This window comes from Sphingomonas psychrolutea, assembly GCF_014636175.1.
Classification (GTDB): domain Bacteria; phylum Pseudomonadota; class Alphaproteobacteria; order Sphingomonadales; family Sphingomonadaceae; genus Sphingomonas; species Sphingomonas psychrolutea.
In genome coordinates this window covers 51790-73767 of record NZ_BMDW01000012.1, presented here as the reverse complement: position 1 = coordinate 73767, position 21978 = coordinate 51790, and the positions used below count along the sequence as shown (strand labels likewise).

Sequence of the window (21978 nt, the reverse complement as noted above, 5' to 3'; positions counted from 1 at the left end):
GCGCGCGCCATCCGCTCGCTGCTGGGCCCCGGCCTTCGCCGGGGTAGTTATGATCCTGTGTTCGAGGAAAGATGGACATGCCCCAACCCGATCTCCTCACGATCGCCTCCCGCCACCTCTCCGCCGCGATCGACCCGTTCGGCGCGGAACTCATCCACCTGCGCGACGCCGACGGGCGCGAGTTGATGACCGACGCCGACCCAGCCTTCTGGACCGGCCACGCGCCGCTGCTCTTCCCCATCGTCGGGCGGCTCAACGGCGACGTGCTACGGATCGACGGCGCAGACTATCCGATGAAGCAGCACGGCTTCGCCCGCCGCAACGCCTTCACGCTGGTCGAACAGCGCGCCAGCAAGGCGGTGTTCCTGCTGGAAGACCACGCCGAGACCCGCGCAATCTATCCCCGCGCCTTCGCGCTGCGCGCCACATACGAAATCCACGATGCGACGCTATCGATCACCATCCACATTGAGAATCGCGAGACCGAGCGCTCGCTCCCGGCGAGCTTCGGCTTCCACCCCGCGTTCGCCTGGCCGCTCCCCTACGGCCAGCCGCGCGACGCGCACCGCATCATCTTTGAGGCGGAAGAGGCCGAATCGATCCGCCAGTTGACCGACGGCCTGGTTGATCCCGCGCCCCGTCCCTCGCCGCTCGCCGGACGGACGCTCGCACTGGACGATGCTGTGTTCGCCGCCGACGCGCTGGTCTGGGACCAAATCCGCTCGCAAAGCCTCCGCTACGGCGCGCCGACCGGCCCCAACCTGCGAATCGATTTCCCCGACACGCCGATGCTCGGCATCTGGAGCAAGCCTGGCGCGGCGTTCGTCTGTATCGAACCGTGGCACGGCATCGCCGATCCGGTCGATTTCAATGGCGCCATGGCGGTAAAGCCCGGCATCTTGATTCTCGCGCCGGGCGAAACGCGCACCGTCACGATGGCGGTCACGCTGGAGCATTAACGACCGGGGCTGTCCTACACGCCCGGCTTCTGTCAAAGCCGCGCGGTGACCCGTTCGTCCGCCCGTCCGTCCGCCCCCCGGTCCGCGCTTGCGACCTGTCCGCTCCCGACACGCGGTCTCCGGGACGAACGGGTGCGTTTATGCCTAAACTTAGCCTAAACTTCCGTTTTCGCCGCCCCGTCTTGTTTGAGCAACTTTCCCCATGAACCACACATCCGACCGCCGCACCTTCGCGATCATCTCGCACCCCGATGCCGGCAAGACCACGCTGACCGAAAAGCTGCTCTATTTCGGCGGCGCGATCCATCTCGCGGGTGAAGTGAAGGCGCGCGGGCAAAATCGCCGTGCGCGCTCGGACTGGATGAAGATCGAACAGCAGCGTGGCATCTCGGTCACCTCCTCGGTGATGACGTTCGAGCGCAATGGCCTGACCTTCAACCTGCTCGATACGCCGGGCCACGAGGATTTCTCCGAGGACACCTATCGCACGCTGACCGCAGTCGATTCGGCCGTCATGGTGATCGACGCCGCGCGCGGGATCGAGGCGCAGACTCGGAAACTGTTCGAAGTGTGCCGCTTGCGTTCGGTCCCGATCATCACCTTCATCAACAAGGTCGATCGCGAGGGTCGCCCGCCGTTCGACTTGCTCGACGAAGTGGCGGAAATGCTCCAGCTCGACGTGACGCCGATGAGCTGGCCGGTCGGCATGGGGAGCGATTTCGAGGGGATTTATGATCTCCACGCCAATAGTCTGAGCCAGCCGGAAGGACCGAGTCGCGAGTTTCACGGCAAGGCCACGCACTTCACCGGGATGAACGATCCGGCGCTCGCCGCGACGCTCTCCGCCGCTGGTCTCAAGACGCTGCGCGACGAATCGGAACTCGCGCTTGGCGGCTATGGCGCGTTCGATGTCGAGGCGTATCGCGGCGGCGATCAGACGCCGGTCTATTTCGGCTCGGCGCTCAAGGATTTCGGCGTGGCGGAGCTGATCGACGCGCTCGGACGCCATGCGCCCGGCCCGCGCCCGCAACCGGCGGAACCGGCGGCGGTCTATCCGGACCGCGCCGACGTCACCGGCTTCGTGTTCAAGGTCCAGGCCAATATGGACCCCAACCACCGCGACCGTATCGCCTTCATGCGGCTGTGTTCGGGTACGTTCAAACGCGGCATGAAGCTGACTCCGACGGGCCACGGCAAACCGATCGCGATCCACTCGCCGATCCTGTTCTTCGCGCGCGAGCGCGAATTGGCGGATGAGGCATTTCCTGGCGACATCATCGGCATCCCCAACCACGGCACGCTGCGGGTGGGCGATACGCTGTCCGAACGCGCCGATGTGCGCTTCACCGGGCTCCCCAATTTCGCGCCCGAAATCCTCCGCCGTGTCGCGCTGAAGGACCCGACCAAGACCAAGCAGCTGCGCAAGGCGCTCGACGACATGGCCGAGGAGGGGGTCACGCAGGTCTTCTATCCCGAGATCGGCTCGAACTGGATCGTCGGCGTCGTCGGGCAATTGCAGCTCGAAGTGCTGCTCAGCCGGCTGGAGGCCGAATATAAGGTCGATGCCGCGCTGGAAATGGCCCCGTACGACACCGCGCGCTGGGTCTCGGCGGTCGACCCGGCGGATTTGAAGGCGTTCATGGATTTGAATCGCACGTCGATGGCCAAGGACCGCGATGCCAACCCGGTCTATCTGGCGAAGACCGCGTGGGACGTCGGCTATGTTACAGAGCGCTACCCCAAGGTCACCTTCGCCGCGACGCGCGAACGTTAGGCGCGGGCATCCTCGCTCAGTGCCGCGGCGAGCGACGCGCGCACCCGGCGAATCGCGCTGTTTGTGTCGCGATCGGGCATCGTAGGCGCGGCGCCCGGCTTGCCGGCAAGCGCTTGCTGCACGCCGCGAATGGTATAGCCGTCCTGGTCGAGCAGCGCGGCGATGCGGCGCACCAACGCCACGTCCTCGGGCCGGTAATACCGCCGGTTTCCAGCGCGTTGCAGCGGGCGCAGTTGCGGGAATCGCGTCTCCCAATAGCGCAGGATGTGCTGCGCGAGGCCCGTTTCGCGCGAAAGCTCACCGATTGTCCGGTATGCGCGCTCCGCCTTGTCGATCACGTCCGGCGACACCGCCCCAGTGTCGCTCAATCGGCCTCGACAATGCGGTCGCGCATCATCTGGCTGGCGCGGAAGGTCAGCACGCGGCGCGGCGCGATCGGGACCTCGACGCCGGTTTTGGGGTTGCGCCCAACGCGCTCGCCCTTGTCGCGCAGTACGAAGGTGCCGAAGCCTGAAATCTTGACGTTGTCGCCCTTGGCAAGGGCACCGCACATATGACCCAAAATCTGTTCGACCAGGTTCGATGAATCGGCGCGCGACAGACCAATCTGATGATGCAATGCCTCAGCCAGATCGGCGCGTGTTAAAGTGCCCGCAGGTGCCATCCGTTACCCTTCCCGAAACTTAGGGAATGTGCGTAACACACAGAAGCCGCTCCCTGAAAGTGCTTAGTTACAACAGCGAAATGAAGCGTTTCACAAGCGGACGACTGCGGCACCCCAAGTGAAGCCACCGCCCATCGCCTCCAGCACGATCAGGTCGCCCTGCTTGATCCGTCCGTCCTTGACCGCGGTATCGAGCGCGAGCGGCACCGATGCCGCCGAAGTATTGGCGTGCTGGTCGACCGTCACCACCACCTTTTCGGGGGCGAGGTGGAGCTTGCGCGCGGTCGCATCGAGAATTCGGGCATTGGCCTGATGCGGCACGACCCAGTCGACGTCGTCGGCCGCAAGCCCCGCCACGGCGAGCGTTTCGGTCATCACCGCGGCAAGATTGACGACGGCGTGGCGAAACACTTCGCGCCCCTTCATCCGCACCTTGCCGACGGTGCCGGTGGTCGAGGGTCCGCCATCGACATAGAGCAAGTCATTGTGGCGCCCATCGGCGTGCAGCCGCATCGCGAGGATCCCGCGCCCGCCGGAAACAGCCTCCTCCTGCGCCTCGAGCACCACCGCGCCCGCGCCGTCACCGAACAGCACGCAGGTCGTGCGGTCCTCCCAATCGAGGATGCGGCTGAAGGTCTCGGCGCCGATCACCAGCGCGCGGCCCGCGGCACCGCTGCGCAGCATGCTGTCGGCCACTTGCAGCGCGTAGAGAAAGCCTGAACATACCGCGGCGACGTCGAACGCGACACAATCGTTGATCCCGAGCATCGCCTGCACCTTGGTGGCGCTGGCGGGAAAGGTCTGGTCGGGCGTGGCGGTGGCGAGCACGATCAGGTCGATCGCGTCCGCCGTCAGGCCGGCCGATTCGAGCGCCGCACGGCACGCATCGGCGGCGAGCGTTGCCGTCGTTTCAGCGGGGCCGGCAATGTGGCGGAAGCGGATGCCAGTGCGCTCGACGATCCATTCGTCGGAGGTGTCGACGGTTTCGGCCAGTTCCGCATTCGACACGCGTCGTGCGGGGAGCGCCGAACCGGTTCCGATGATGACTGAACGCATCATGCCGCCTTCTTTTCGAAATCGCCAAGGTCCTGTGCGATTCGCCGCGTCAGATCGTCGCGCACCATCTTTGCCGCAGCCGCGATCGCGGTCGCGACACCGACTTCGTTCGCGCCGCCATGGCTTTTCACGACCAGACCGTTGAGGCCGAGAAACACCGCGCCATTATGGTTGTTGGGGTCGAGATGATGGCGCAGCAACTCGGTCGCGGGCTTGGAGATCAGAAATCCGATCTTCGAACGGACCGAGGAGCGGAATGCACGCTTGAGCAGATCGCCGACGAAACGCGCGGTGCCCTCGGCAGTCTTCAGCGCGATATTGCCCGAAAAGCCGTCGCAGACAATGACGTCGACATCGCCGCGGGAGAGCTTGTCGCCTTCGATGAACCCGGTGAAATCGAGCGGCAAATGCGATGCTGCGCGCAAAGCGCTGGCGGCGTCGCGGATCGTCTCGGTCCCCTTTTGGTCCTCGCTCCCGATGTTGAGCAAGGCGACCCGCGGACGCGCAAGATCGAGCGTGGTGCGCGCATAGGCCGCCCCCATTACCGCAAACTGAATCAGGTTGCGCGCGTCGCATTCGGTATTGGCGCCGAGATCGAGCACGACCGTGTCATTCTTGCCCAGCGTTGGCATCAAGCCCGCGAGCGCCGGTCGGTCGATCCCCGGGATCATCCGCAACGACAGCTTGGCCATCGCCATCAGCGCACCGGTGTTGCCGCCGGAAACGCACGCGGCGGCACGGCCCTGCTTCACCATGTCGATCGCGATACCCATCGACGTCGTCTTGGCGCGGCGAATGGCCTGGCTCGGTTTATCATTCGAACCGACCACCTCGGGCGCATGGACGATCTCGGAATGCGCGCTCAGATTGGGGTGCGCCTTCAAGCCGTCCGCAATCGCCGTCTCGTCGCCGACCAGAATGAAGCGCATGTCCTCGAACCGGCGGCGAGCACGGGCGACCCCTGCCAGCATTACGCCAAGCCCTTCGTCGCCACCCATCGCATCGACCGCGATCCGGGAGCTGTTCGTCACGCTGGCCGCTCCCCTGTTCACGGTACCGTTCGCGAGGTCCGGCTCAGCCTTCGACCGAAATGATTTCGCGACCGTTATAGTGGCCGCACGCCGCGCACAGATTGTGCGGACGCTTCAGCTCGCCACAATTCGGGCATTCCTGGAACGAGGCGGCGGTCAGCGAATCGTGGCTGCGACGCATGCCGCGCTTCGACGGCGTGGTTTTTCTTTTGGGGACGGCCATTTCGGCGAAACCTTATGCTTGTCTGACAGATGCGATAGGCCCGAACCAGACTGCCACGCAACCGACGCCGTCGGCCGCGCAAGCGGCACGTTGGCCAAACATATCGCGAAGATGGGGGCCTATAGCGATTCTGCCCGCCGTTGCAAGCGCGCGCGCACGGTGCCAAGGCAGCCATCATCGCGCAAAGGGGAGAAATGCTGTGGGTTCAATCATACTGCCGATCACATTAATGACGGCCGGGGCCGCGGCGATCCTCAATTTGTGGCTGGCGCTGCGCACTGGCGCGGTGCGTACCAAGGCCAAGGTCAGCATCGGCGACGGCGGCAACGAGATGCTGATTCGCCGGATGCGCGCGCACGCCAATTTCGTCGAATATGCACCGTTCATCATCATTTTAATCGGCCTGCTCGAATTCAGCACCGGCACGTCGCTGTGGCTCTGGGTGGCGAGCGCGCTCTTTCTGGTCGCGCGCATCGCGCATCCGCTCGGCATGGATGGCCTGCCGGCCGGGCGCATGATCGGCACGCTGCTGACCTTCGTGCTGCTGCTCGGCCTCGGCGGCTATGCGGTGACGTTGCCGTTCCTGCCGCACGGCGCCACCGGGACTCCCGCGGTCAGCGCGATGCCGGCCGGCTAAGCCGCCAAGGCGGCGTCGCTGACGAACATGTTGGTACGCCGTTCATGCGCAAACGTACTCGCCGGGCCGTGTCCGGGGATGAACGTCGTGTCGTCGCCGAGCGGCCAGAGCTTGGCGACGATCGAGGCGAGCAATTGCGGATGATTCCCGCGCGGAAAATCGGTGCGCCCAACCGATCCGGCGAACAGCACATCACCGACCAGTGCCAGTTTCGACAGCGCATGGTGGAAAACCACATGCCCGGGCGTGTGGCCGGGGGTTTCATAGACCTGGAGCACCAGATCCCCGATGGTCACCGTGTCGCCTTCGACCAGCCAGCGGTCGGGCTCGAAATTCACGCCGGCAATCCCGTATTGCGCGCCGCTTTCGGACAGGGTCGTGGTGAGGAAGCGATCTTCCTCATGCGGCCCTTCGATCGGCACGCCGAGCTGATCGGCCAGCGGCTTCGCCTCGCCACAATGGTCGATATGCCCATGGGTGAGGATGATCTTCTCGATCGTGACCTTGTGCTGCGCCGCGGCGGCGATCAGTTTGGGCAAATCGCCGCCGGGATCGACGAACGCCCCACGCATGGTGGCGGTGCACCACAACAAGGTGCAATTCTGTTGCAGCGGCGTGACCGGGATCATCGCGGCGCGCAAAGGGGGCAAAGGCGGGGGCTGAGCGTTCATCTTTCTGCAGATACGGTGGGTCTACGCGAAAACCAAGGGTTGCCGGACGGGGCCTTCGCGGGGCATCTGACGGGCTGACACGATGCCGATGCTTTCCCTCCCCCTTTTGCGCGCGCCCTTCGTGTTGCTCGACGACGCCCGCGATGGTGGCGCGGCAGCCCGACTCTACGTCGATCCGGTGCGGATCGTCACGGCAAACACCGTTGATGCTGTCCGTCCGGCGCTGGATGCGATCCGCGCAGCGCAGCAAGCCGGGCTGCATGCTGCGGGTTTCCTGTCGTACGAAGCGGGCGCGGCGTTCGAACCCGCCTTGGCCGATCCCGCCCCGTCCAACCTCCCGCTGCTGTGGTTCGGCCTGTTCGAACGCTATACCGAGATCGGTGTCGACCAGGTTGCGGGCCTCTTGCCCGATCCGGCGGGTGCGTGGAGTGGCCGCCCGGAACCGGCGATCGACCGCGCCACCTATGATTCGCACTTCGCGCTCGTGCAGGCGAAGATCGCAGCGGGCGATCTGTATCAGGCGAACCTGACCTATCGCGCGCAGCTCGCGCTGCGGGGTGATCCGCTGTCGCTCTATACCCGGTTGCGCGGCACCGCGCGCGCAGGGTTCGGGGCGCTGATCGATACCGGGTCCGGCGCGGGCGGCGCGACGATCCTGTCGCTGTCGCCCGAGTTGTTCTTCGCGCTCGACGGCACGACGCTGACCTGTCGCCCGATGAAGGGCACGGCGCGGCGCGGCGCGGATGCCCGCGAGGACGCGGCGATCGTCGCCATGCTGACAAGCGATCCCAAGCAGCGCGCGGAAAATCTGATGATCGTCGATCTGATGCGCAACGATTTGTCACGTGTCGCCCGCGCTGGATCGGTCGCGGTGCCAGTGCTGTTCGACGTCGAGACTTACCCCACCGTGCATCAAATGGTTTCTACCGTCACCGCCGAGATCGCGCCCGAAACCGATGCGGTCGACGTGCTAGCGGCCTTGTTCCCGTGCGGATCGATCACCGGCGCGCCGAAGATTGCCGCGATGCAGGCGATTGCGGAGATCGAGGGCGGCGCGCGCGGTCTTTACACGGGGGCGATCGGTCGGTTCGACGCGTCGGGGGACGCGATGTTCAACGTCGCGATTCGCACGCTAACCCTGGCGCATCGGGCCGAGCATGCGAGCTTCGGCGCGGGCGGCGGGATCGTCGCGGATTCGCGCGCGAGCGAGGAATGGGATGAAGCCCGCGCCAAGACGGATTTCCTGACGCGCGATGCAAGCGCGTTCGATTTGATCGAGACGATGGCGTTCGACCCGGAACACGGTATCGCCTTGCTCGACCGTCATCTCCACCGCCTCGCAGCGAGCGCCCGCGCGTTCGATTTTCCCTTCGATCGCCATGCCGCGCGCAACGAATTGCAGGCCGCGACCTTCCGCTTGCGCGACGCGCGAAAGGTACGGCTGGTGGTAGCCCCGAGCGGCGCGGTCGCGGTCGAAGTGGCACCGATGCCGGCAGCGCATGCGGCACTGTCGGTCGCGGTCGTACCGTTGCCAGTAGCACCCGCCGATATCCGGCTGCGCCACAAGACCAGTGATCGCCGCTTTTACGACGATGCGCGGATCCGTGCGGGCGTGGATGAAGTCGTGTTCGAACGTCCCGATGGGCGGCTGACCGAGGGCAGCTTTACCTCGCTGTTCGTGCCCAGAAAGGATGGAGCCGGTCGCGATATCCTGGTGACGCCGCCATGCAGCGTCGGACTATTGCCGGGGGTGCTGCGCGCGGACTTGCTCGAAAGCGGCCGTGCAATCGAGGGTGATCTGACCGCGGCGGACCTGGCGACCGATTTTTTCGTCGGCAATGCCTTGCGCGGACTGATCGTTGCGCGCCTTGCGGTTGCAGCGATGCCGCGCGCGCGATAAGCGCTCGCGCGACGCTTCGTCATCAAGGCCCTTACTCATGCACCCATCCGCCGCGCTCGCCCGTATCAAGCCCTCGCCGACGCTGGCGATCACGTCGCGCGTGCTGGAGCTGAAACGCGCCGGGGTCGACGTGATCGGGTTGGGGGCTGGCGAACCCGATTTCGATACGCCCGACTTCGTCAAAGAGGCTGCGATCAAGGCGATTCGCGACGGACAGACGAAATATACCAATGTCGACGGCACGCCCGAGTTGAAGGCTGCGATCATCGCCAAATTCGCACGCGACAACGCGCTTGCCTATACCCCCGACCAGATCACGGTGAATGTGGGCGGCAAGCATACCTTGTTCAACGCGATCGTCGCGACGGTCGATGTCGGCGACGAAGTGATCGTGCCCGCGCCCTATTGGGTCAGCTATCCCGATGTCGTGCTGTTTGCCGGCGGAACGCCGGTATTCGTCGCGGCCGGCCCGGAGCAGGGCTATAAATTGCGCCCCGACCAGCTTGAGGCGGCAATCACCCCGCGCACCAAATGGGTGATCCTCAATTCCCCGTCGAACCCCACCGGTGCCGCCTATAGCAAGGCCGAACTGAAGGCGCTCGGCGAAGTGCTCGAACGCCATCCGCACGTGTGGATCTTCGCCGACGATATGTACGAACATATCCTTTACGACGATTTCGAATTCGCCACGATCGCACAGGTCTGCCCGTCGCTGTACGAGCGCACGCTGACCGTAAATGGCTGTTCCAAGGCCTATGCGATGACCGGCTGGCGCATCGGCTATGCCGGGGGCGCGTCGTGGCTGATCAAGGCGATCTCAAAATTGCAGTCGCAATCGACCAGCAACCCGTGTTCGATCGCGCAGGCGGCGGCGGTCGCCGCGCTCAATGGCGATCAGTCCTTCCTGAAAGATCGCGCAGCGGCATTCCAGTCGCGGCGCGATCTGGTCGTGTCGATGCTTAACCAGACCAATGGCATCACCTGCCCGCGGCCCGAGGGGGCGTTCTACGTCTATCCCGAGCTTTCCGGGCTGATCGGCAAATCGACGCCGTCGGGCAAGCTGATCGACAGTGATGAAGCGTTCGTCGCCTATCTGCTCGATGACGCCAAAGTGGCGGCAGTCCAGGGCGCCGCGTTCGGCTTGTCGCCCGCGATGCGCATCTCCTACGCCACATCGGACGCGCTGTTGCGCGAAGCGTGCGAACGCATCCAAACCGCCTGCGCCAACGTACGATAGCCTGAAGGAGGCATTTTGGTAACGGATGGTTGCCAGAATGTCTCTTGCGAAACGATCGCCGGGACCCGATTTGCTGCGTTGCAGCGATCGGTCCGGTGCCGACGCGAAAGGGCATCGTGATGCGTAGCGTATTGAAGTCGGGTTTCCTGTGGCAGTTCTTCGGTGGCTTCGCGCTGGGCGCAATCGCGCTCGTCACGTTCCAACCGGCGGACTCTGCGCGTGCGTCGGCTACCAGTCCGGTCGCTGCAAACCGCTAAGCCTCATCCCTCCAGGCTGCGCGAGGCCTGTTCGAACATATCCTTCGACAATCCCGGAACCTTGACGATCCGCTCCAGCTCGGCGCGCATCAGCGCGCCGCGCGCGGCGTCGAAGCGCCCCCAGCGGCCGAGTGGCGGGATCAGCTTTGCGGCCGTCTGGGGATTGAGCGTATCAAGCGCGATCAACTGATCGGCGAGGAAGCGGTAGCCCGATCCGTCGGTAACATTGAACGCCCGCTGGTTGACCCCGAATGCCCCGATCAGCGCACGGGCGCGATTTGGGTTGGACAATGTAAAGTCCTGATGTCGCAGTAGCTCGCGCACCACGTCACCGGTATCGTCGCGCGGCGCCATCGCTTGCACCGAGAACCATTTGTCGAGCACCAGCGCATTGTCGCTGTAGCGATTGTAGAAGATGTCGAGCGCGGGGGTGCGCTGCGCGGCATCGCCTGCGACCAACGTCGTCAGCGCGCTCAGCCGGTCGGTCATGTTATCCGCCGCCTCGAACTGCGCAAAGGCGAGGTCGCCCGAATCCGCCGCGCCCGATGCGGCGATATAACCAAGCGCGACCGCGCGCATCCGCCGCAATCCCTTGGCCTCGGGCGAATAGACATAGCCGCCGATCGCTTGCGCTGCATCATAGGCGGCGCACCATTCGCTGGTAAGCGCCCGCCCGATGTCGCGCCGCAGCGCCTCGCGCACGCGGAAGATCGCCTCGGGATCGACCACCGCCATTTGATCGCCGATGAAGCTTTCAGACGGGAGCAATACCGCTTCGGCGGCGAAGGCGCGGTCGAGCTTGGCATCGCCGATCGTACCCGCGACGGCGGCGATGACCGCGGCATGGTCGGCCTGATTGCCGCCGGCCGCCGCCACCAGCGTATCGAGCATCAATTGCTGCAATGCCTCGTAGCGCGCGAACGGATCATCGTCATGCGCGCCGAGGAAAGCGAGGTCGGCCGCGCTGCGGTCGGTCTCGATGATCGCTGGTGCCGAAAACCCGCGATTGATCGACAGGATCGGCCGTTCGGTGACGCCTTCGAACACGATCCGCTGTTCGGCGTCGCTCAGCAGGATCACGTGCTCGGGCGCGACGGTGCCGGCGGTTTGCGCGCCGAACAGCTTCACGCGCAGTGGCAGCACGACGGGCGTCTTGCTGTCCTGTCCCGGCGTCGGCGGAGTGCGTTGCGCCAGCACCAGTTCGGCACGGCCCGATCCTTCGTGGTGCAGCAGCGATGCCGTCACGCGCGGCGTTCCGGCTTGCCCATACCAGCGGCGGAATTGCGTCAGGTCGGTGCCGCTTGCCTCCTCCAGCGATGCGACGAAATCCTCGCACGTCGCCGCCGTCCCGTCGAAGCGGTCGAAATATAAATCGGTCCCGGTGCGGAACGCCGTTGCGCCCAGAATCGTCGCGAGCATCCGGATGATCTCGGCACCCTTATTGTAGATCGTGGCGGTGTAGAAGTTCGAGATTTCCTGATAGGCGTCGGGCCGGATCGGGTGCGCGAGCGGGCCGGCATCCTCGGGGAACTGCGCCGCGCGAAGCCCGCGCACATCCTCGATCCGCTTGACCGCGGCCGAGCCCTGGTCGGCGGAGAAACACTGGTCGCGATAGACGGTGAAGCCCTCTTTCAGCGACAGCTGGAACCAGTCGCGGCACGTCACCCGATTGCCCGACCAATTGTGGAAATATTCATGCGCGACGACTGCCGCGATCGCGTCATAATCGTAATCGGTCGCGGTGTCGGGATCGGCGAGGATGTAGCGCGAATTGAAGACGTTGAGGCCCTTATTCTCCATCGCGCCGAAGTTGAAATCGTCGACAGCGACGATGTTGAACACATCCAGATCATATTCGCGGCCATAGACGCGCTCGTCCCACGCCATCGCGGTCTTGAGCGCGTCGAGCGCATGATGCGTGCGCTCCAGGTCGGTGGCACGCACCCAGATGCCGAGCGCGACCTCGCGTCCGGACATGGTGATGAAACTCCCGCGATTGACCGCCAGGTCGCCGGCGACGAGCGCGAAGAGATAGCAGGGCTTGGGGAAGGGATCGTGCCATTCGGCCCAATGCCTTCCATCGTCGAGATCGCCCGACGCGATCGGATCGCCATTGGCGAGCAACACGGGATAGCGCTGTTTGTCCGCGCTCATCCGCACTTGATAGCGGCTCAGCACATCGGGGCGATCAGGGAAGAAGGTGATGCGGCGGAAGCCTTCGGCTTCGCACTGTGTGCACAGATTGCCACCCGATGCGTACAGGCCCATCAATTGCGTATTGCGTTCGGGCGCGATCTCGACCGTGGTTTCGATCACATGCGCCGAACCGCTCAGCGGCAGGATGAGCGCGCCGCCTTCGATCACCCAATCGTTGACCGGCGTTCCATCGACCGACACCGAGAGCAAGGTCTGCCCTGCGCCGTCGAGCCGCAACGGACGATCGTGCACGCCGCTGCGCTGGACATGCAGCGTCGCGGTGATGCGAGTCGCGGCCGGGTCCAGGTCGAAATTGAGCGCGATGTCGGGTACTTGCCAGTCCGGCGGGGTATAATCCGCGCGGCGGGTGACGTGCGGCTGGGCGAGGCTGGTCTGGATATCGAGCATTAACGTCGATGTAGGATGCGCAGGCGGCGCTCGCCACCGAAATCGCCGTACTTGCGTGGCGACGGCACTGTGATACCCCGCCACCACACGAAGGTGAGGACGATGATGAAGCGCTGGATGGCAGGACTCGCGGCGATTGCCCTGGCAGGATCGGCAATGGCGCAGGACCGGGCGGGGGATGTTGCGCTCCCCGACGATCAGGCGGCGATGAAGGCACATGTCCTGTTTCTCGCCTCCGATGTATTGCGCGGGCGGGAGGCGGGTAGCGCCGAATATCGCATTGCTGCCGAATATGTCGCTGCGCAATTCTTCGCCGCCGGGCTGGAGCCGGCGGGGGATCCGGGCAGCTATCTCCAGAAGGTGCCGCTTGTGACCTATCGCGCCGGCGACAAAGGCGATGTCGTGCTGACGCGCAAGGGGGAGGCCCCCACGCCGCTGATCTTCGGCGAGGATTATGTGCCGGGCACGGTCGCCGGCGCGGCGCGGACCGTGATCGATGCGCCGGTGGTGTTCGTTGGCTATGGCCTGGTCGCGCCGCACTACGGCCGCGACGATTATGCCGGGGTCGACGTGCGCGGCAAGATTGTCGCGTTCTTCGGCGGCGCGCCGCTCGATTTCCAAAGCGAGGAGCGCGCGCATTTCCAGAGCGCGACGACCAAAGCGACGATCGCGGCGGCGCAGGGCGCGGTCGGCGCAATCGTGCTGACGCGTGCGCCCCTGCCGGGCGGCGGCGTCAATTATGACCGACCCCGCACGAGTTGGGCGCGGCCCGACGGGACCGGCGATGCGTCTGGCGTGCCGATCCTCGCGACGTTCAGCGCGACCGGCGCGGCCAAGCTCTTCGCGGGCGCAAAGACGCCGTGGAGCGCGATCGCCGCGCGCGTCGCCGACAGCAAGACGGTGTTCGCGGCGGAGGCGCTGCCGGTCAATGCCGCGGTCGCGCTGAAGACCGTGTTCGAACCCGCCAGCAGCGCCAACGTCGCCGGGATGATCCCCGGCAGCGACCCCAAGCTGTCGAAGGAGGTTGTCGTGCTCTCGGCGCATCTCGATCATCTCGGTGTCGGGCGCGCCGATGCGAAGGGGGACACGATCTATAATGGCGCAGAGGACAATGCCGTTGGCATCGCGTCGCTGATCGAGGAAGCCAAGCGTTTCCGCGCGACTGGCAAGGCGCCGCGCCGCACGATCCTATTCCTCGCGGTGACCGCGGAGGAAAAGGGGCTGGTCGGATCGGACTATTTCGCCAAGCACCCGACCGTGCCGATCGAGCGGATCGTCGCCGACGTCAATCTCGATATGCCGATCCTGACCTATCCGTTTGAGGATATGACGGTGTTCGGTGCCGACCGCTCGACGCTCGGGCCGATCGTGGCGAAGGCGGTCGGCACGCTCGGCGTGACGATGTCGCCCGATCCCGACCCGGGCCAAGGCATTTTCGTGCGCTCCGACCATTATCGTTTCGTCCAGCAGGGCGTGCCATCGGTGTTCCTGTGGCCGGGGCAAAAGGGGCCGGGCAAGGCCGCCACCGCCGAATTCTTCAAGACGCGCTATCACCAGCCAGCCGATGATGTGGCGCAGCCGATCGACTGGGCACAGGGCATCCGCTTCATCGACGCCAATTACGCGATCGCGCGCGAAATCGCCGATGGCGATGCGCGACCGCGCTGGAACAAGGGCGACTTCTTCGGTCTGCTCTACCACGGCTATGGCGCGAAATAGCGCGATGGGGCGGCTGCTGATCTTCGGGCTGGGCTATACCGCGCAAGCGCTGGCGGGGCGGTTGCGCGGCGAGGGTTGGCACGTCGTCGGCACGTCGCGCGGCGGGCGGGACGGGACGATCAGGTTCGGCGATCCCGCCGCGGTGGCATCGGAGATTGCGGCGGCGACGCATATCCTGTCATCAGTGCCGCCAGCCGACGACAGCGACCCGGTGCTCGCCGTTTATGGCGCGCTCCTCGCGAACACCCCTGCGTGGCGCGGCTATCTGTCCTCGACCGGTGTTTATGGCGATGCGGGCGGGGCATGGGTCGATGAGACCGCGCCGACCGGCACAGGCCGTCGCAGTGCGCGCGCCGAGGCCGATGCGGCGTGGCTGGCGGCGGGTGCGCATGTGTTTCGCTTGCCCGGCATTTACGGCCCAGCCCGTTCCCCACTCGAACGAGTCGCTAGCGGCAGCGCGCACTGCGTCGAGTCGCCGGGGCAAGTGTTCAGCCGGGTTCATGTCGAGGATATCGTGGCCGGCGTGATCGCCGGGTTCTCCGCGCCGCCCGGAGCCTACAACCTCTCGGACGATTGCCCCGTGAGTCAGAACGATGTGATCGACTTCGCTGCGCGCCTGCTTGGCGTAGCGTCGCCGCCCTTCGTTCCGATCGAGTCGCTATCGGCGATGGCGCGCGGATTTTATGCCGAGAACCGTCGCGTCGCGAACGGCAAGGCCAAGCGCGTGCTCGGCTGGGCCCCGACCTATCCCGATTATCGCGCTGGCCTGCGAGCTCTCAGCGCGATGACCAGCCCGCCGAGTACCAGCGCCGCGCCGCCCGCCGCCAGCCACGTCCAGACATAGCCCTCGAAAAGCGTCGACAGCAGCATCGCAATCACCGGCACCAGCACGCTCGAATAGGCCGCCTTGGCCGGGCCGATCACGCGCAGCACGCCGTAGTAAAGCGGGAAGGCCAGCGCCGAGGCGAAGATGCCGAGATACAGCACCCCCGCGATATAGCCGGGCGAGGTGTCGAACACCGGCGGGCCGCTGATCGTCCAGGCGATCGTTGCATCAAGCGCCGCGCCGATCAGCATCGCCACGCCGAGCATCGCGGCCATCGGGTAGGCGCGCGCGGTCGGCGTGGCTTGCATGACATTGGCGATCGACGCCGACAGGATCGCGAGCAGCGTGAAGCCGATGCCGAGCAACACTTGCGTCGGCCCGTGCGGATCGACGCGCGCCTCGCGCACGAACAACAGGATGACGCCCGCCATCGCCACGCCCATGCCGATGATCAGTTGGCGCCCGAGCTTCTGCCCCAGGAACATCCGCGCGAACACCGCATTGGGCAGCAGCAGCAGCGCGAACACCACCGCGACCAGCCCGGAGGTGACATAGCCCTCAGCGCGATAGACGAAGTTGAAGTTGAGGCAGAACTGGCACAGCCCCGTCACCGCAGCAAAGGCCCAGCCGCGCGCATCGAGCATGATTTTTTCGCGCCGGATCAGCGCATAGCCGAGCATCGCGGTGCCGGCGACCATGAAGCGGTAGGTGACCGACCAGGTTGGCGGCACCACGCCCAATTGATGCCGGATCACGAGCCACGTTGATCCCCAGATCAGCGTGACGATCCCGAACGGGATGAGAATGGCCAGCCTGCTCGAATTGGGTGGAGGGGGAGGAGTCACTGCCGGACCCCCCGTTCGCCCTGAGCTTGTCGAAGGGCCGGCGCCAATAGCGGGCGTGCCGGTCGTGGCCGAGGGTGCTTCGACAGGCTCAGCACGAACGGGGCGGAAGGTCGGCGATGGCGTCGGCGAGTGGCCGAATATCCTCGGGCGACTGGTTCCACGAAATGACCAGCCGTGCTTCGCCCGGACCCCAATCGTAGAAGTCGAAGCCCAGCGCGCGCAGCTTTTCGGCCTCGGCGGCGGTCACGCGCAGGAACACCTCGTTCGCTTCGACCGGGTTGACCAGCCGAGTCCCTGCCGCTTTCGCCAGCAAGGCCGCCCCGGCATTGGCATTGCGCCCGAGATCAAGCCACAAATCGCCTTCGAGCAACGCCAGCAATTGTGCTGCGAGGTAGCGCCCCTTGGACAGCAGCAGTCCGGCGCGCTTGCGGCGATAAAGCGTCGCGGCGGCCAATTCGGGTTTGAAGAAGATCAGCGCCTCGGCGCTCATCCCGCCATTTTTGACGAAGCCGAAGCTGAGCGCATCGACGCCCGCGCGCCACGTTACATCGGCAGGAGCACAGCCGAGATGCGCCACGGCATTGGCGAAGCGCGCGCCGTCCATGTGCAGGCCAAGGCCGCGCTCCTTTGCCAGATGCCCGATCGCGGCGACGTCATTGGGGGTATAGACCAGCCCATATTCGGTCGCATTGGTGATCGAAATGGCGTGCGGCTGGACTTGGTGGACGTCGTTGCGCGTTGCGTCGAGCACCGCCGCAATCGTGTCCGGCGTCAGCTTCGCGCCGATTCCTTCGGCCAGCAGTAATTTGGCACCATGCGTGTAGAATTCGGGCGCACCGCCTTCGTCATTCTGGATATGCGCGTCGCGGTGACACACGATCGCGCCATGCGGCGGGCACATCGCGGCGAGCGCGAGGCAATTCGCCGCCGTGCCCGAGGGAACCCACAAGGCGCGCACCGGCGCTTCGAACAGCTCGGAGAAACGCGCGTCGAGCTGCTGGCTCCAGCCATCGCCGTCATAGGCGGTGTCGAGCACATTGGCATCGCCCAGCGCGGCCAGCACGGCCGGGTGGACAGGGGCGGCGTTGTCGGAGAAAAAGCGCATGGCATGGCCTTGCGGCGCTGCGTTGGCGGCGTCAACTCGCGAGCGTCACTGCTCGCCAAATGGATCGCGCGGCGGCGGTGCCCGCTCGTCGCTTCGATCGCGGCGAGGACGCGGTCCACGGTCGGGGTCGCCGGGGCGGTTGGGCTGGAAATCCAATTCACCACCCCGTAGCCGGACCCGGCCGACACCGGGAATTTCGCCCTCAACATCGGGGATGTTGGCGGGGTCGAGGAAATTTTCGAGCGTTTCGTCAATGCCGTTGCCCGCATCCGGATCGACCGTTTCGGGTTCGGGTTCGGGCGCGACCGCTGGCCCTACGCCCAATGCGCTTTGCATGAAATCGCGCCACACCCGCGCCGGGATGCCGCCGCCCGATAACCCGGCATTCGGCGTGTTGTCGTCATTGCCGACCCACACGCCGCAGACGAGACCGTTCGCGAAGCCGATGAACAGTGCATCGCGATTGTCCTGCGTCGTGCCGGTCTTGCCATAGGTCGGCACGGACAGTGCCGCCGCGCGGCCCGTGCCAGTCTCGGCCGAGGCGGAGAGCAGATCGAGCATGTGATCGTGCAGGTCGCCCGACAGCGCACGGCTGCGATCGGTCAACGTGGCCAACACGCCGCGCTCCGGTTCGCCTTCGAGCCCGCGCGGGCGCACCGGATAGTGTTCCGCCGCGACCGAGGCATAGGCTGCCGTCAGCTCGAGCAGCGACATGCTCGACGTGCCCAGCGCAATCGTCGCTTCATTGGGGATCGGGGTCGAAACGCCGAGATCGCGCGCCGCCTGGATCACGCTGGCGACACCTACTTGCTGCGTAATGCGGGCCGCCGCGACGTTGGACGAGCGCGCGAACGCTTGCCGCAAACTGATCGGCCCCAAATAGCGCCCGTCGCTATTTTTGGGCGACCATTTCGCGATGGTGATCGGTTCGTCGTCGATCGCCGAATCGGGCGTCATGCCGTGGCGCATCGCGGCGAGATAGACGAACAGCTTGAACGCCGAGCCCGGCTGCCGTTGCGCTTGCGTCGCGCGGTTGAACGGGCTGTCGGCATAGGATTTGCCACCGACCATCGCCACCACACGCCCGTCGGGCCGCATCGCCACCAGCGCGATTTGCGCGTCGCGCAGACCTGCCCGTTTGACCGCGCGTTCGGCCGCCTTTTGCAAGCGGCGGTCGAGGGTCGTCTGGACCGTCGTCTCGGTCACGATCTCGCCGGCCTGATCGCGCGCTTCGGGCAGGACCCAATCCGCAAAATAGGTGCCATTGGGCAGAATTTGTGTCCGGTCGCGCACGATCCGCGCCGGGCGGACGGCGGCGGCGTCGGCCTTGTCGAGGAACCCCGCGGCAACCATCGCCGCGACCACGAGCTTCGCCCGGTCGCGTGCGCCTTGCAGATTGACCGTCGGGGCAAGTTTCGACGGTGCCTTCACCAGCCCCGCCAGCATCGCCGCTTGCGCGATCGACAGATTTTCCGGCGTGCGCCCGAAATAATGTCGCGCGGCGGCGCGCAGCCCATACACATTGTCGCCGAAATAGACGTTCGACAGATAGCGCGACAGGATCTGATCCTTGCTCAGCCACGCCTCGAGCCAAAAGGCGATCATCACTTCGCGGATCTTCCGCGCGGCGGTGCGGTCCGAATCGAGGAAGGCATTCTTGGCCAATTGCTGGGTGATCGTGCTGCCGCCCTGATCGCGCCCCTTCGACGTCATGTTGTGGAAGAAGGCGCGCGCGATGCCGCGCGGGTCGATCCCCCAATGCGAGCGGAAGCGGCGATCCTCGATCGCCAGAAATGCGTTGGTGACGGTCTTGGGCAATTTCGCGGCATCGACGGGCGGATCGAGGATCGCACCGCGCCGCGCGATCGGCGTCCCGTCATCGGCGAGCAAAGTGATGCTCGGAGGCGTTGGCGGCTGGAGCGATTTCGACAGCGGCGCGGTGACCGCGAGCCAGCCGACCGCGACCACGAACAGCACGATTGCCGCCGCAACCCCGCGCGGCACCCACCGCCAGCGGCTGGGGCGCTGCACCACCGGCAAATTGGTCGTGTACACGCCGTAATCATCATCGCGCGCGGGGTTATCGTCCTGCCGCGGCGGCGGGGGCATGCCGCCGGTCAATTCCAGCGCGTCATCGTCATCGCGCTCGGAAGGAGCGCCGCCGGTCGGACCGAAGGGAAAAGAGCGCATTAGGAAGATCCGTTGCCGCGAGCAGGTGTATTATCTGGATAGAACAGGCAGTGCAAGGTCGGGCTACGCATCACACCGTCTGTAGCAGTCGGATCGGCGCGATGCGAGTGGACAGGCGGTGCAGACCGAGGTCGGGCGCGACTTGGCGATTGAGCCGCGCGGCCGCCCCGGCTATCGCTCGCGCATCCGGCCGCCGTGCCATCCTTGATCCGAAAGTCCGCGCGATGGTCGATTCTCCTGCTCTTCTCCCGCTTGTCGTTGGTATCGGCGGGACGATCGGCGGCGTGTCCTCGACTGAGCGCGCGCTGGCGATCGCGCTCGATGCGGCGGGGCGCGAGGGGTTTCGCACGCGGATGTTCGGTGGCGCCGATATGGCGCGCCTCCCGCTTTACGATCCCAAGGCGACGACGCGCACCGACGATGAGCGCGATTTCGTCGATACCGTGCGGCAGGCCTCGGCACTGATCATCGCCTCGCCGGGCTATCACGGCAGCATTTCGGGCGTGGTCAAGAATGCGCTCGACTTGCTTGAGGAAACCGCGCGTGATGAAAACCGCCCGTATCTGGCGGATATGCCCGTGGGGTTGATCGCGACGGCCTATGGCTGGCAAGCGACCGGCAGCACGATCGCGGCGTTGCGCTCGATCGTTCACGCGCTGCGCGGGTGGCCGACGCCGTTTGCGGCGGCGGTCAATTCGCAAGTGACCAAGTTCGATGACGCGGGCGGGGCGAATGATCCCGCGGTTGTTGCGCAATTGCAGATGGTCGGACAGCAAGTCGCGCGCTTTGCCCCGCTGGCGATCCCGCATGATTAAGCGCGTCGACCGCCGCACCGCGCTGGCGATCGGCGCAGGCGCGCTGGCGAGCACACCGCTATGGGCGCAGCTTGCCAAAACGGTCGGCCCCGCGCTGACCGACGCTTTCCCCGACAAGCGCGGCATGATCCTGCAGCGCACGCGCGCGCCGTTGCTGGAAACGCCGATCGACGCGTTTGACGGCGCGCTGAGCGATTCGCCGTTTACCCCCAATGACCGCTTCTTCGTGCGCTGGCATTATGACGACATTCCGCTGTCGGTCGATGTCGCTGCGTTCCGCTTGCAAGTCGGTGGCGCGGTGAAGCGGACGCTGTCGTTGTCGCTTGCGGACATTCAGGCGCTGCCGCACGTGGAGATCGCGGCGGTCAATCAATGTTCAGGCAATTCGCGGGGTCTGTTCGGGCCGCGCGTGCCCGGCGCGCAATGGGGCAATGGCGCGATGGGCAATGCGCTGTGGACCGGCGTGCGGCTGCGCGACCTTCTGGATCGCGCCGGCGTCGCGCCGGGCGCGGCGCAAGTGCGCTTCTCCGGACTCGACAACCCGCCGGGCGCGGCCCCCGATTTCGCCAAGGCGCTCAACCTCGACCGTGCGATGGCCGAGGACACGATCGTCGCCTACGGGATGAACGGGGTGCAATTGCCGTTGCTCAACGGCTTTCCGCTGCGGCTGATCGTGCCGGGCTGGTTCTCGACCTATTGGGTCAAGGCGCTCGACACGATCGACGTGCTGCGCGCGCCCGACACCGGCTATTGGATGGAGAAGGCATATCGCATCCCGGCCGCGCCGCGCGCGAGCGTCGTGCCGGGGTCGAAAGATTTCCCGACCGTGCCGATCGGGCGGATGATCCCGCGTGCCTTCTTCACCCGCGCCGACGCGAAAGCCGTACGCGGCGTGGCGCTGGGCGGCGATGCGGGCGTCGCCAAGGTCGATTGGTCGATCGATGCGGGCAAGAGCTGGCACGCCGCGCAGCTTGGCCCCGATCACGGCACCTATAGCTTCCGCCGCTGGGCGGCGACCTTGCCGGCTGGGGAGCATGTCGTCGCGGTGCGCACGACCAACGCCAAAGGCGAAACGCAATGGCCCGATCCGGTCTGGAACCCAGGCGGCTATATGCGCAACAGCATCGAAACGGCGAAGGTCACGGTCGCATGAAGGCGCTATCGCTCGCCGCTTTCGTCCTGCTCGCCGCGTGCCATCCGGCGGCGGAGGCCCCCAAGCAAATTACGCTCACATCGCAAAGCATCACGCTCCCGGTCGAGACCGCGACGCTCCCGGCCGAGATATTGAGCGTCAATTGCGCCGCGTGCCATTCGCCCGAAATGATTCTCTCGCAGCCCAAGCTCAAGCCCGAGCAATGGCAGGCCGAAGTGACCAAGATGCGCGGTGCCTATAAAGCGAGCATCGACGAGAAAGACGATGCGAAGATCATCGCGGCCCTTCTCGCGCTTCCTAATCAGAAATAGG

General features: G+C 65.6%; 22 protein-coding genes. 11 read left to right on the top strand and 11 right to left on the bottom strand.

Annotation, left to right across the window (positions count from 1 at the left end; all coding sequences use genetic code 11):
• Positions 1-77 precede the first annotated feature (77 nt).
• The gene (locus IEV62_RS11060; protein ID WP_188447402.1) at positions 78-959 is read left to right on the top strand and encodes an aldose 1-epimerase family protein; all 882 of its coding nucleotides are present in this window, start codon (positions 78-80) and stop codon (positions 957-959) included.
• Positions 960-1161: 202 nt separating this feature from the next.
• Positions 1162-2733: a peptide chain release factor 3 gene (locus tag IEV62_RS11055; RefSeq protein ID WP_188447400.1), complete on the top strand. Its 1572-nt coding sequence runs from the start codon at positions 1162-1164 to the stop codon at positions 2731-2733.
• Here IEV62_RS11055 and IEV62_RS11050 read toward each other — a convergent pair.
• The 5 genes from IEV62_RS11050 to rpmF form a co-directional block, all read right to left on the bottom strand.
• Entirely contained in the window at positions 2730-3101 is a 372-nt protein-coding gene (locus tag IEV62_RS11050) for a MerR family transcriptional regulator (RefSeq protein ID WP_229733042.1), read from the bottom strand. The genes IEV62_RS11055 and IEV62_RS11050 overlap by 4 nt on opposite strands.
• Positions 3098-3397, bottom strand: coding sequence for an integration host factor subunit alpha (locus tag IEV62_RS11045; RefSeq protein ID WP_188447398.1), 300 nt, complete (start codon positions 3395-3397; stop codon positions 3098-3100). Before IEV62_RS11045 ends, IEV62_RS11050 begins: the two co-directional genes overlap by 4 nt.
• A 90-nt stretch (positions 3398-3487) precedes the next feature.
• Positions 3488-4456 carry a beta-ketoacyl-ACP synthase III gene (locus IEV62_RS11040; RefSeq protein ID WP_308510910.1) on the bottom strand — a complete coding sequence of 323 codons (969 nt, stop codon included), beginning with the start codon at positions 4454-4456 and terminating at the stop codon, positions 3488-3490.
• Positions 4453-5484 (bottom strand): phosphate acyltransferase PlsX, encoded by a 1032-nt coding sequence (plsX, locus tag IEV62_RS11035; protein ID WP_188447396.1) that lies wholly within the window; start codon positions 5482-5484, stop codon positions 4453-4455. Before plsX ends, IEV62_RS11040 begins: the two co-directional genes overlap by 4 nt.
• 43 nt (positions 5485-5527) lie before the next feature.
• On the bottom strand, positions 5528-5707 hold the full coding sequence (gene rpmF, locus IEV62_RS11030; RefSeq protein WP_188447394.1) for a 50S ribosomal protein L32: 180 nt from the start codon (positions 5705-5707) through the stop codon (positions 5528-5530).
• Between the two features lie 229 nt (positions 5708-5936).
• On the opposite strand from rpmF, the gene IEV62_RS11025 reads away from it, so the two are divergent.
• Positions 5937-6344 (top strand): MAPEG family protein, encoded by a 408-nt coding sequence (locus IEV62_RS11025; RefSeq protein WP_188447392.1) that lies wholly within the window; start codon positions 5937-5939, stop codon positions 6342-6344.
• Here the strand turns inward: IEV62_RS11025 and IEV62_RS11020 are convergent.
• Positions 6341-7015 (bottom strand): MBL fold metallo-hydrolase, encoded by a 675-nt coding sequence (locus IEV62_RS11020; RefSeq protein ID WP_308510909.1) that lies wholly within the window; start codon positions 7013-7015, stop codon positions 6341-6343. The two genes, IEV62_RS11025 and IEV62_RS11020, sit on opposite strands and share 4 nt — an antisense overlap.
• 82 nt (positions 7016-7097) lie before the next feature.
• Between IEV62_RS11020 and pabB the strand changes: the two genes are divergently transcribed.
• From pabB to IEV62_RS11005, 3 genes are all read left to right on the top strand, one after another.
• Positions 7098-8915, top strand: a complete 1818-nt coding sequence (gene pabB / locus IEV62_RS11015) for an aminodeoxychorismate synthase component I (protein ID WP_188447390.1) — start codon at positions 7098-7100, stop codon at positions 8913-8915.
• Positions 8916-8952: 37 nt separating this feature from the next.
• Positions 8953-10152 (top strand): pyridoxal phosphate-dependent aminotransferase, encoded by a 1200-nt coding sequence (locus tag IEV62_RS11010; RefSeq protein WP_188447388.1) that lies wholly within the window; start codon positions 8953-8955, stop codon positions 10150-10152.
• 119 nt (positions 10153-10271) lie between these two features.
• Positions 10272-10409 (top strand): hypothetical protein, encoded by a 138-nt coding sequence (locus IEV62_RS11005; protein WP_188447386.1) that lies wholly within the window; start codon positions 10272-10274, stop codon positions 10407-10409.
• Positions 10410-10412: 3 nt separating this feature from the next.
• Here the strand turns inward: IEV62_RS11005 and pepN are convergent, their stop codons facing one another.
• Positions 10413-13013, bottom strand: a complete 2601-nt coding sequence (gene pepN / locus IEV62_RS11000) for an aminopeptidase N (RefSeq protein ID WP_188447384.1) — start codon at positions 13011-13013, stop codon at positions 10413-10415.
• Positions 13014-13118: 105 nt separating this feature from the next.
• Between pepN and IEV62_RS10995 the strand changes: the two genes are divergently transcribed.
• Positions 13119-14732 (top strand): M28 family peptidase, encoded by a 1614-nt coding sequence (locus IEV62_RS10995; protein WP_188447477.1) that lies wholly within the window; start codon positions 13119-13121, stop codon positions 14730-14732.
• Positions 14719-15576: a Rossmann-fold NAD(P)-binding domain-containing protein gene (locus IEV62_RS10990; protein ID WP_229733040.1), complete on the top strand. Its 858-nt coding sequence runs from the start codon at positions 14719-14721 to the stop codon at positions 15574-15576. Before IEV62_RS10995 ends, IEV62_RS10990 begins: the two co-directional genes overlap by 14 nt.
• Here IEV62_RS10990 and IEV62_RS10985 read toward each other — a convergent pair.
• The 4 genes from IEV62_RS10985 to IEV62_RS18360 form a co-directional block, all read right to left on the bottom strand.
• Positions 15486-16403 (bottom strand): DMT family transporter, encoded by a 918-nt coding sequence (locus IEV62_RS10985; protein ID WP_188447382.1) that lies wholly within the window; start codon positions 16401-16403, stop codon positions 15486-15488. The genes IEV62_RS10990 and IEV62_RS10985 overlap by 91 nt on opposite strands.
• 88 nt (positions 16404-16491) lie before the next feature.
• Positions 16492-17508, bottom strand: a complete 1017-nt coding sequence (locus tag IEV62_RS10980; RefSeq protein WP_188447380.1) for a threonine aldolase family protein — start codon at positions 17506-17508, stop codon at positions 16492-16494.
• Between the two features lie 45 nt (positions 17509-17553).
• Positions 17554-19698: a transglycosylase domain-containing protein gene (locus tag IEV62_RS10975; protein ID WP_188447378.1), complete on the bottom strand. Its 2145-nt coding sequence runs from the start codon at positions 19696-19698 to the stop codon at positions 17554-17556.
• A 70-nt stretch (positions 19699-19768) separates the two neighbouring features.
• Positions 19769-19900: a hypothetical protein gene (locus IEV62_RS18360; RefSeq protein ID WP_268234238.1), complete on the bottom strand. Its 132-nt coding sequence runs from the start codon at positions 19898-19900 to the stop codon at positions 19769-19771.
• Between the two features lie 22 nt (positions 19901-19922).
• Between IEV62_RS18360 and IEV62_RS10970 the strand changes: the two genes are divergently transcribed.
• From IEV62_RS10970 to IEV62_RS10960, 3 genes are read left to right on the top strand one after another with little or no spacing between them, the layout of a single operon-like run.
• On the top strand, positions 19923-20513 hold the full coding sequence (locus IEV62_RS10970) for an NADPH-dependent FMN reductase (protein WP_188447376.1): 591 nt from the start codon (positions 19923-19925) through the stop codon (positions 20511-20513).
• Positions 20506-21666 carry a molybdopterin-dependent oxidoreductase gene (locus tag IEV62_RS10965; RefSeq protein ID WP_188447374.1) on the top strand — a complete coding sequence of 387 codons (1161 nt, stop codon included), beginning with the start codon at positions 20506-20508 and terminating at the stop codon, positions 21664-21666. The genes IEV62_RS10970 and IEV62_RS10965 overlap by 8 nt, the downstream gene beginning before the upstream one ends.
• The gene (locus tag IEV62_RS10960; RefSeq protein WP_188447372.1) at positions 21663-21977 is read left to right on the top strand and encodes a cytochrome C nitrite reductase; all 315 of its coding nucleotides are present in this window, start codon (positions 21663-21665) and stop codon (positions 21975-21977) included. Before IEV62_RS10965 ends, IEV62_RS10960 begins: the two co-directional genes overlap by 4 nt.
• Position 21978: the final 1 nt, after the last annotated feature.

Bases quoted from the DNA above. Each gene is read 5' to 3' on its own strand.
- IEV62_RS11060 (WP_188447402.1), top strand. From the start codon at position 78: ATGCCCCAACCCGATCTCCTCACGATCGCCTCCCGCCACCTCTCCGCC.
- pabB (WP_188447390.1), top strand. From the start codon at position 7,098: ATGCCGATGCTTTCCCTCCCCCTTTTGCGCGCGCCCTTCGTGTTGCTC.
- IEV62_RS10990 (WP_229733040.1), top strand. From the start codon at position 14,719: ATGGCGCGAAATAGCGCGATGGGGCGGCTGCTGATCTTCGGGCTGGGC.
- IEV62_RS11025 (WP_188447392.1), top strand. From the start codon at position 5,937: ATGACGGCCGGGGCCGCGGCGATCCTCAATTTGTGGCTGGCGCTGCGC.
- IEV62_RS10995 (WP_188447477.1), top strand. From the start codon at position 13,119: ATGAAGCGCTGGATGGCAGGACTCGCGGCGATTGCCCTGGCAGGATCG.
- IEV62_RS11010 (WP_188447388.1), top strand. From the start codon at position 8,953: ATGCACCCATCCGCCGCGCTCGCCCGTATCAAGCCCTCGCCGACGCTG.
- rpmF (WP_188447394.1), bottom strand. From the start codon at position 5,707: ATGGCCGTCCCCAAAAGAAAAACCACGCCGTCGAAGCGCGGCATGCGT.
- IEV62_RS11020 (WP_308510909.1), bottom strand. From the start codon at position 7,015: ATGAACGCTCAGCCCCCGCCTTTGCCCCCTTTGCGCGCCGCGATGATC.
- IEV62_RS10980 (WP_188447380.1), bottom strand. From the start codon at position 17,508: ATGCGCTTTTTCTCCGACAACGCCGCCCCTGTCCACCCGGCCGTGCTG.
- IEV62_RS10965 (WP_188447374.1), top strand. From the start codon at position 20,506: ATGATTAAGCGCGTCGACCGCCGCACCGCGCTGGCGATCGGCGCAGGC.
- IEV62_RS10970 (WP_188447376.1), top strand. From the start codon at position 19,923: ATGGTCGATTCTCCTGCTCTTCTCCCGCTTGTCGTTGGTATCGGCGGG.
- IEV62_RS18360 (WP_268234238.1), bottom strand. From the start codon at position 19,900: ATGGCACGGCGGCCGGATGCGCGAGCGATAGCCGGGGCGGCCGCGCGG.
- pepN (WP_188447384.1), bottom strand. From the start codon at position 13,013: ATGCTCGATATCCAGACCAGCCTCGCCCAGCCGCACGTCACCCGCCGC.
- IEV62_RS11040 (WP_308510910.1), bottom strand. From the start codon at position 4,456: ATGATGCGTTCAGTCATCATCGGAACCGGTTCGGCGCTCCCCGCACGA.
- IEV62_RS11005 (WP_188447386.1), top strand. From the start codon at position 10,272: ATGCGTAGCGTATTGAAGTCGGGTTTCCTGTGGCAGTTCTTCGGTGGC.
- IEV62_RS10960 (WP_188447372.1), top strand. From the start codon at position 21,663: ATGAAGGCGCTATCGCTCGCCGCTTTCGTCCTGCTCGCCGCGTGCCAT.
- IEV62_RS11045 (WP_188447398.1), bottom strand. From the start codon at position 3,397: ATGGCACCTGCGGGCACTTTAACACGCGCCGATCTGGCTGAGGCATTG.
- IEV62_RS10975 (WP_188447378.1), bottom strand. From the start codon at position 19,698: ATGCGCTCTTTTCCCTTCGGTCCGACCGGCGGCGCTCCTTCCGAGCGC.
- IEV62_RS11055 (WP_188447400.1), top strand. From the start codon at position 1,162: ATGAACCACACATCCGACCGCCGCACCTTCGCGATCATCTCGCACCCC.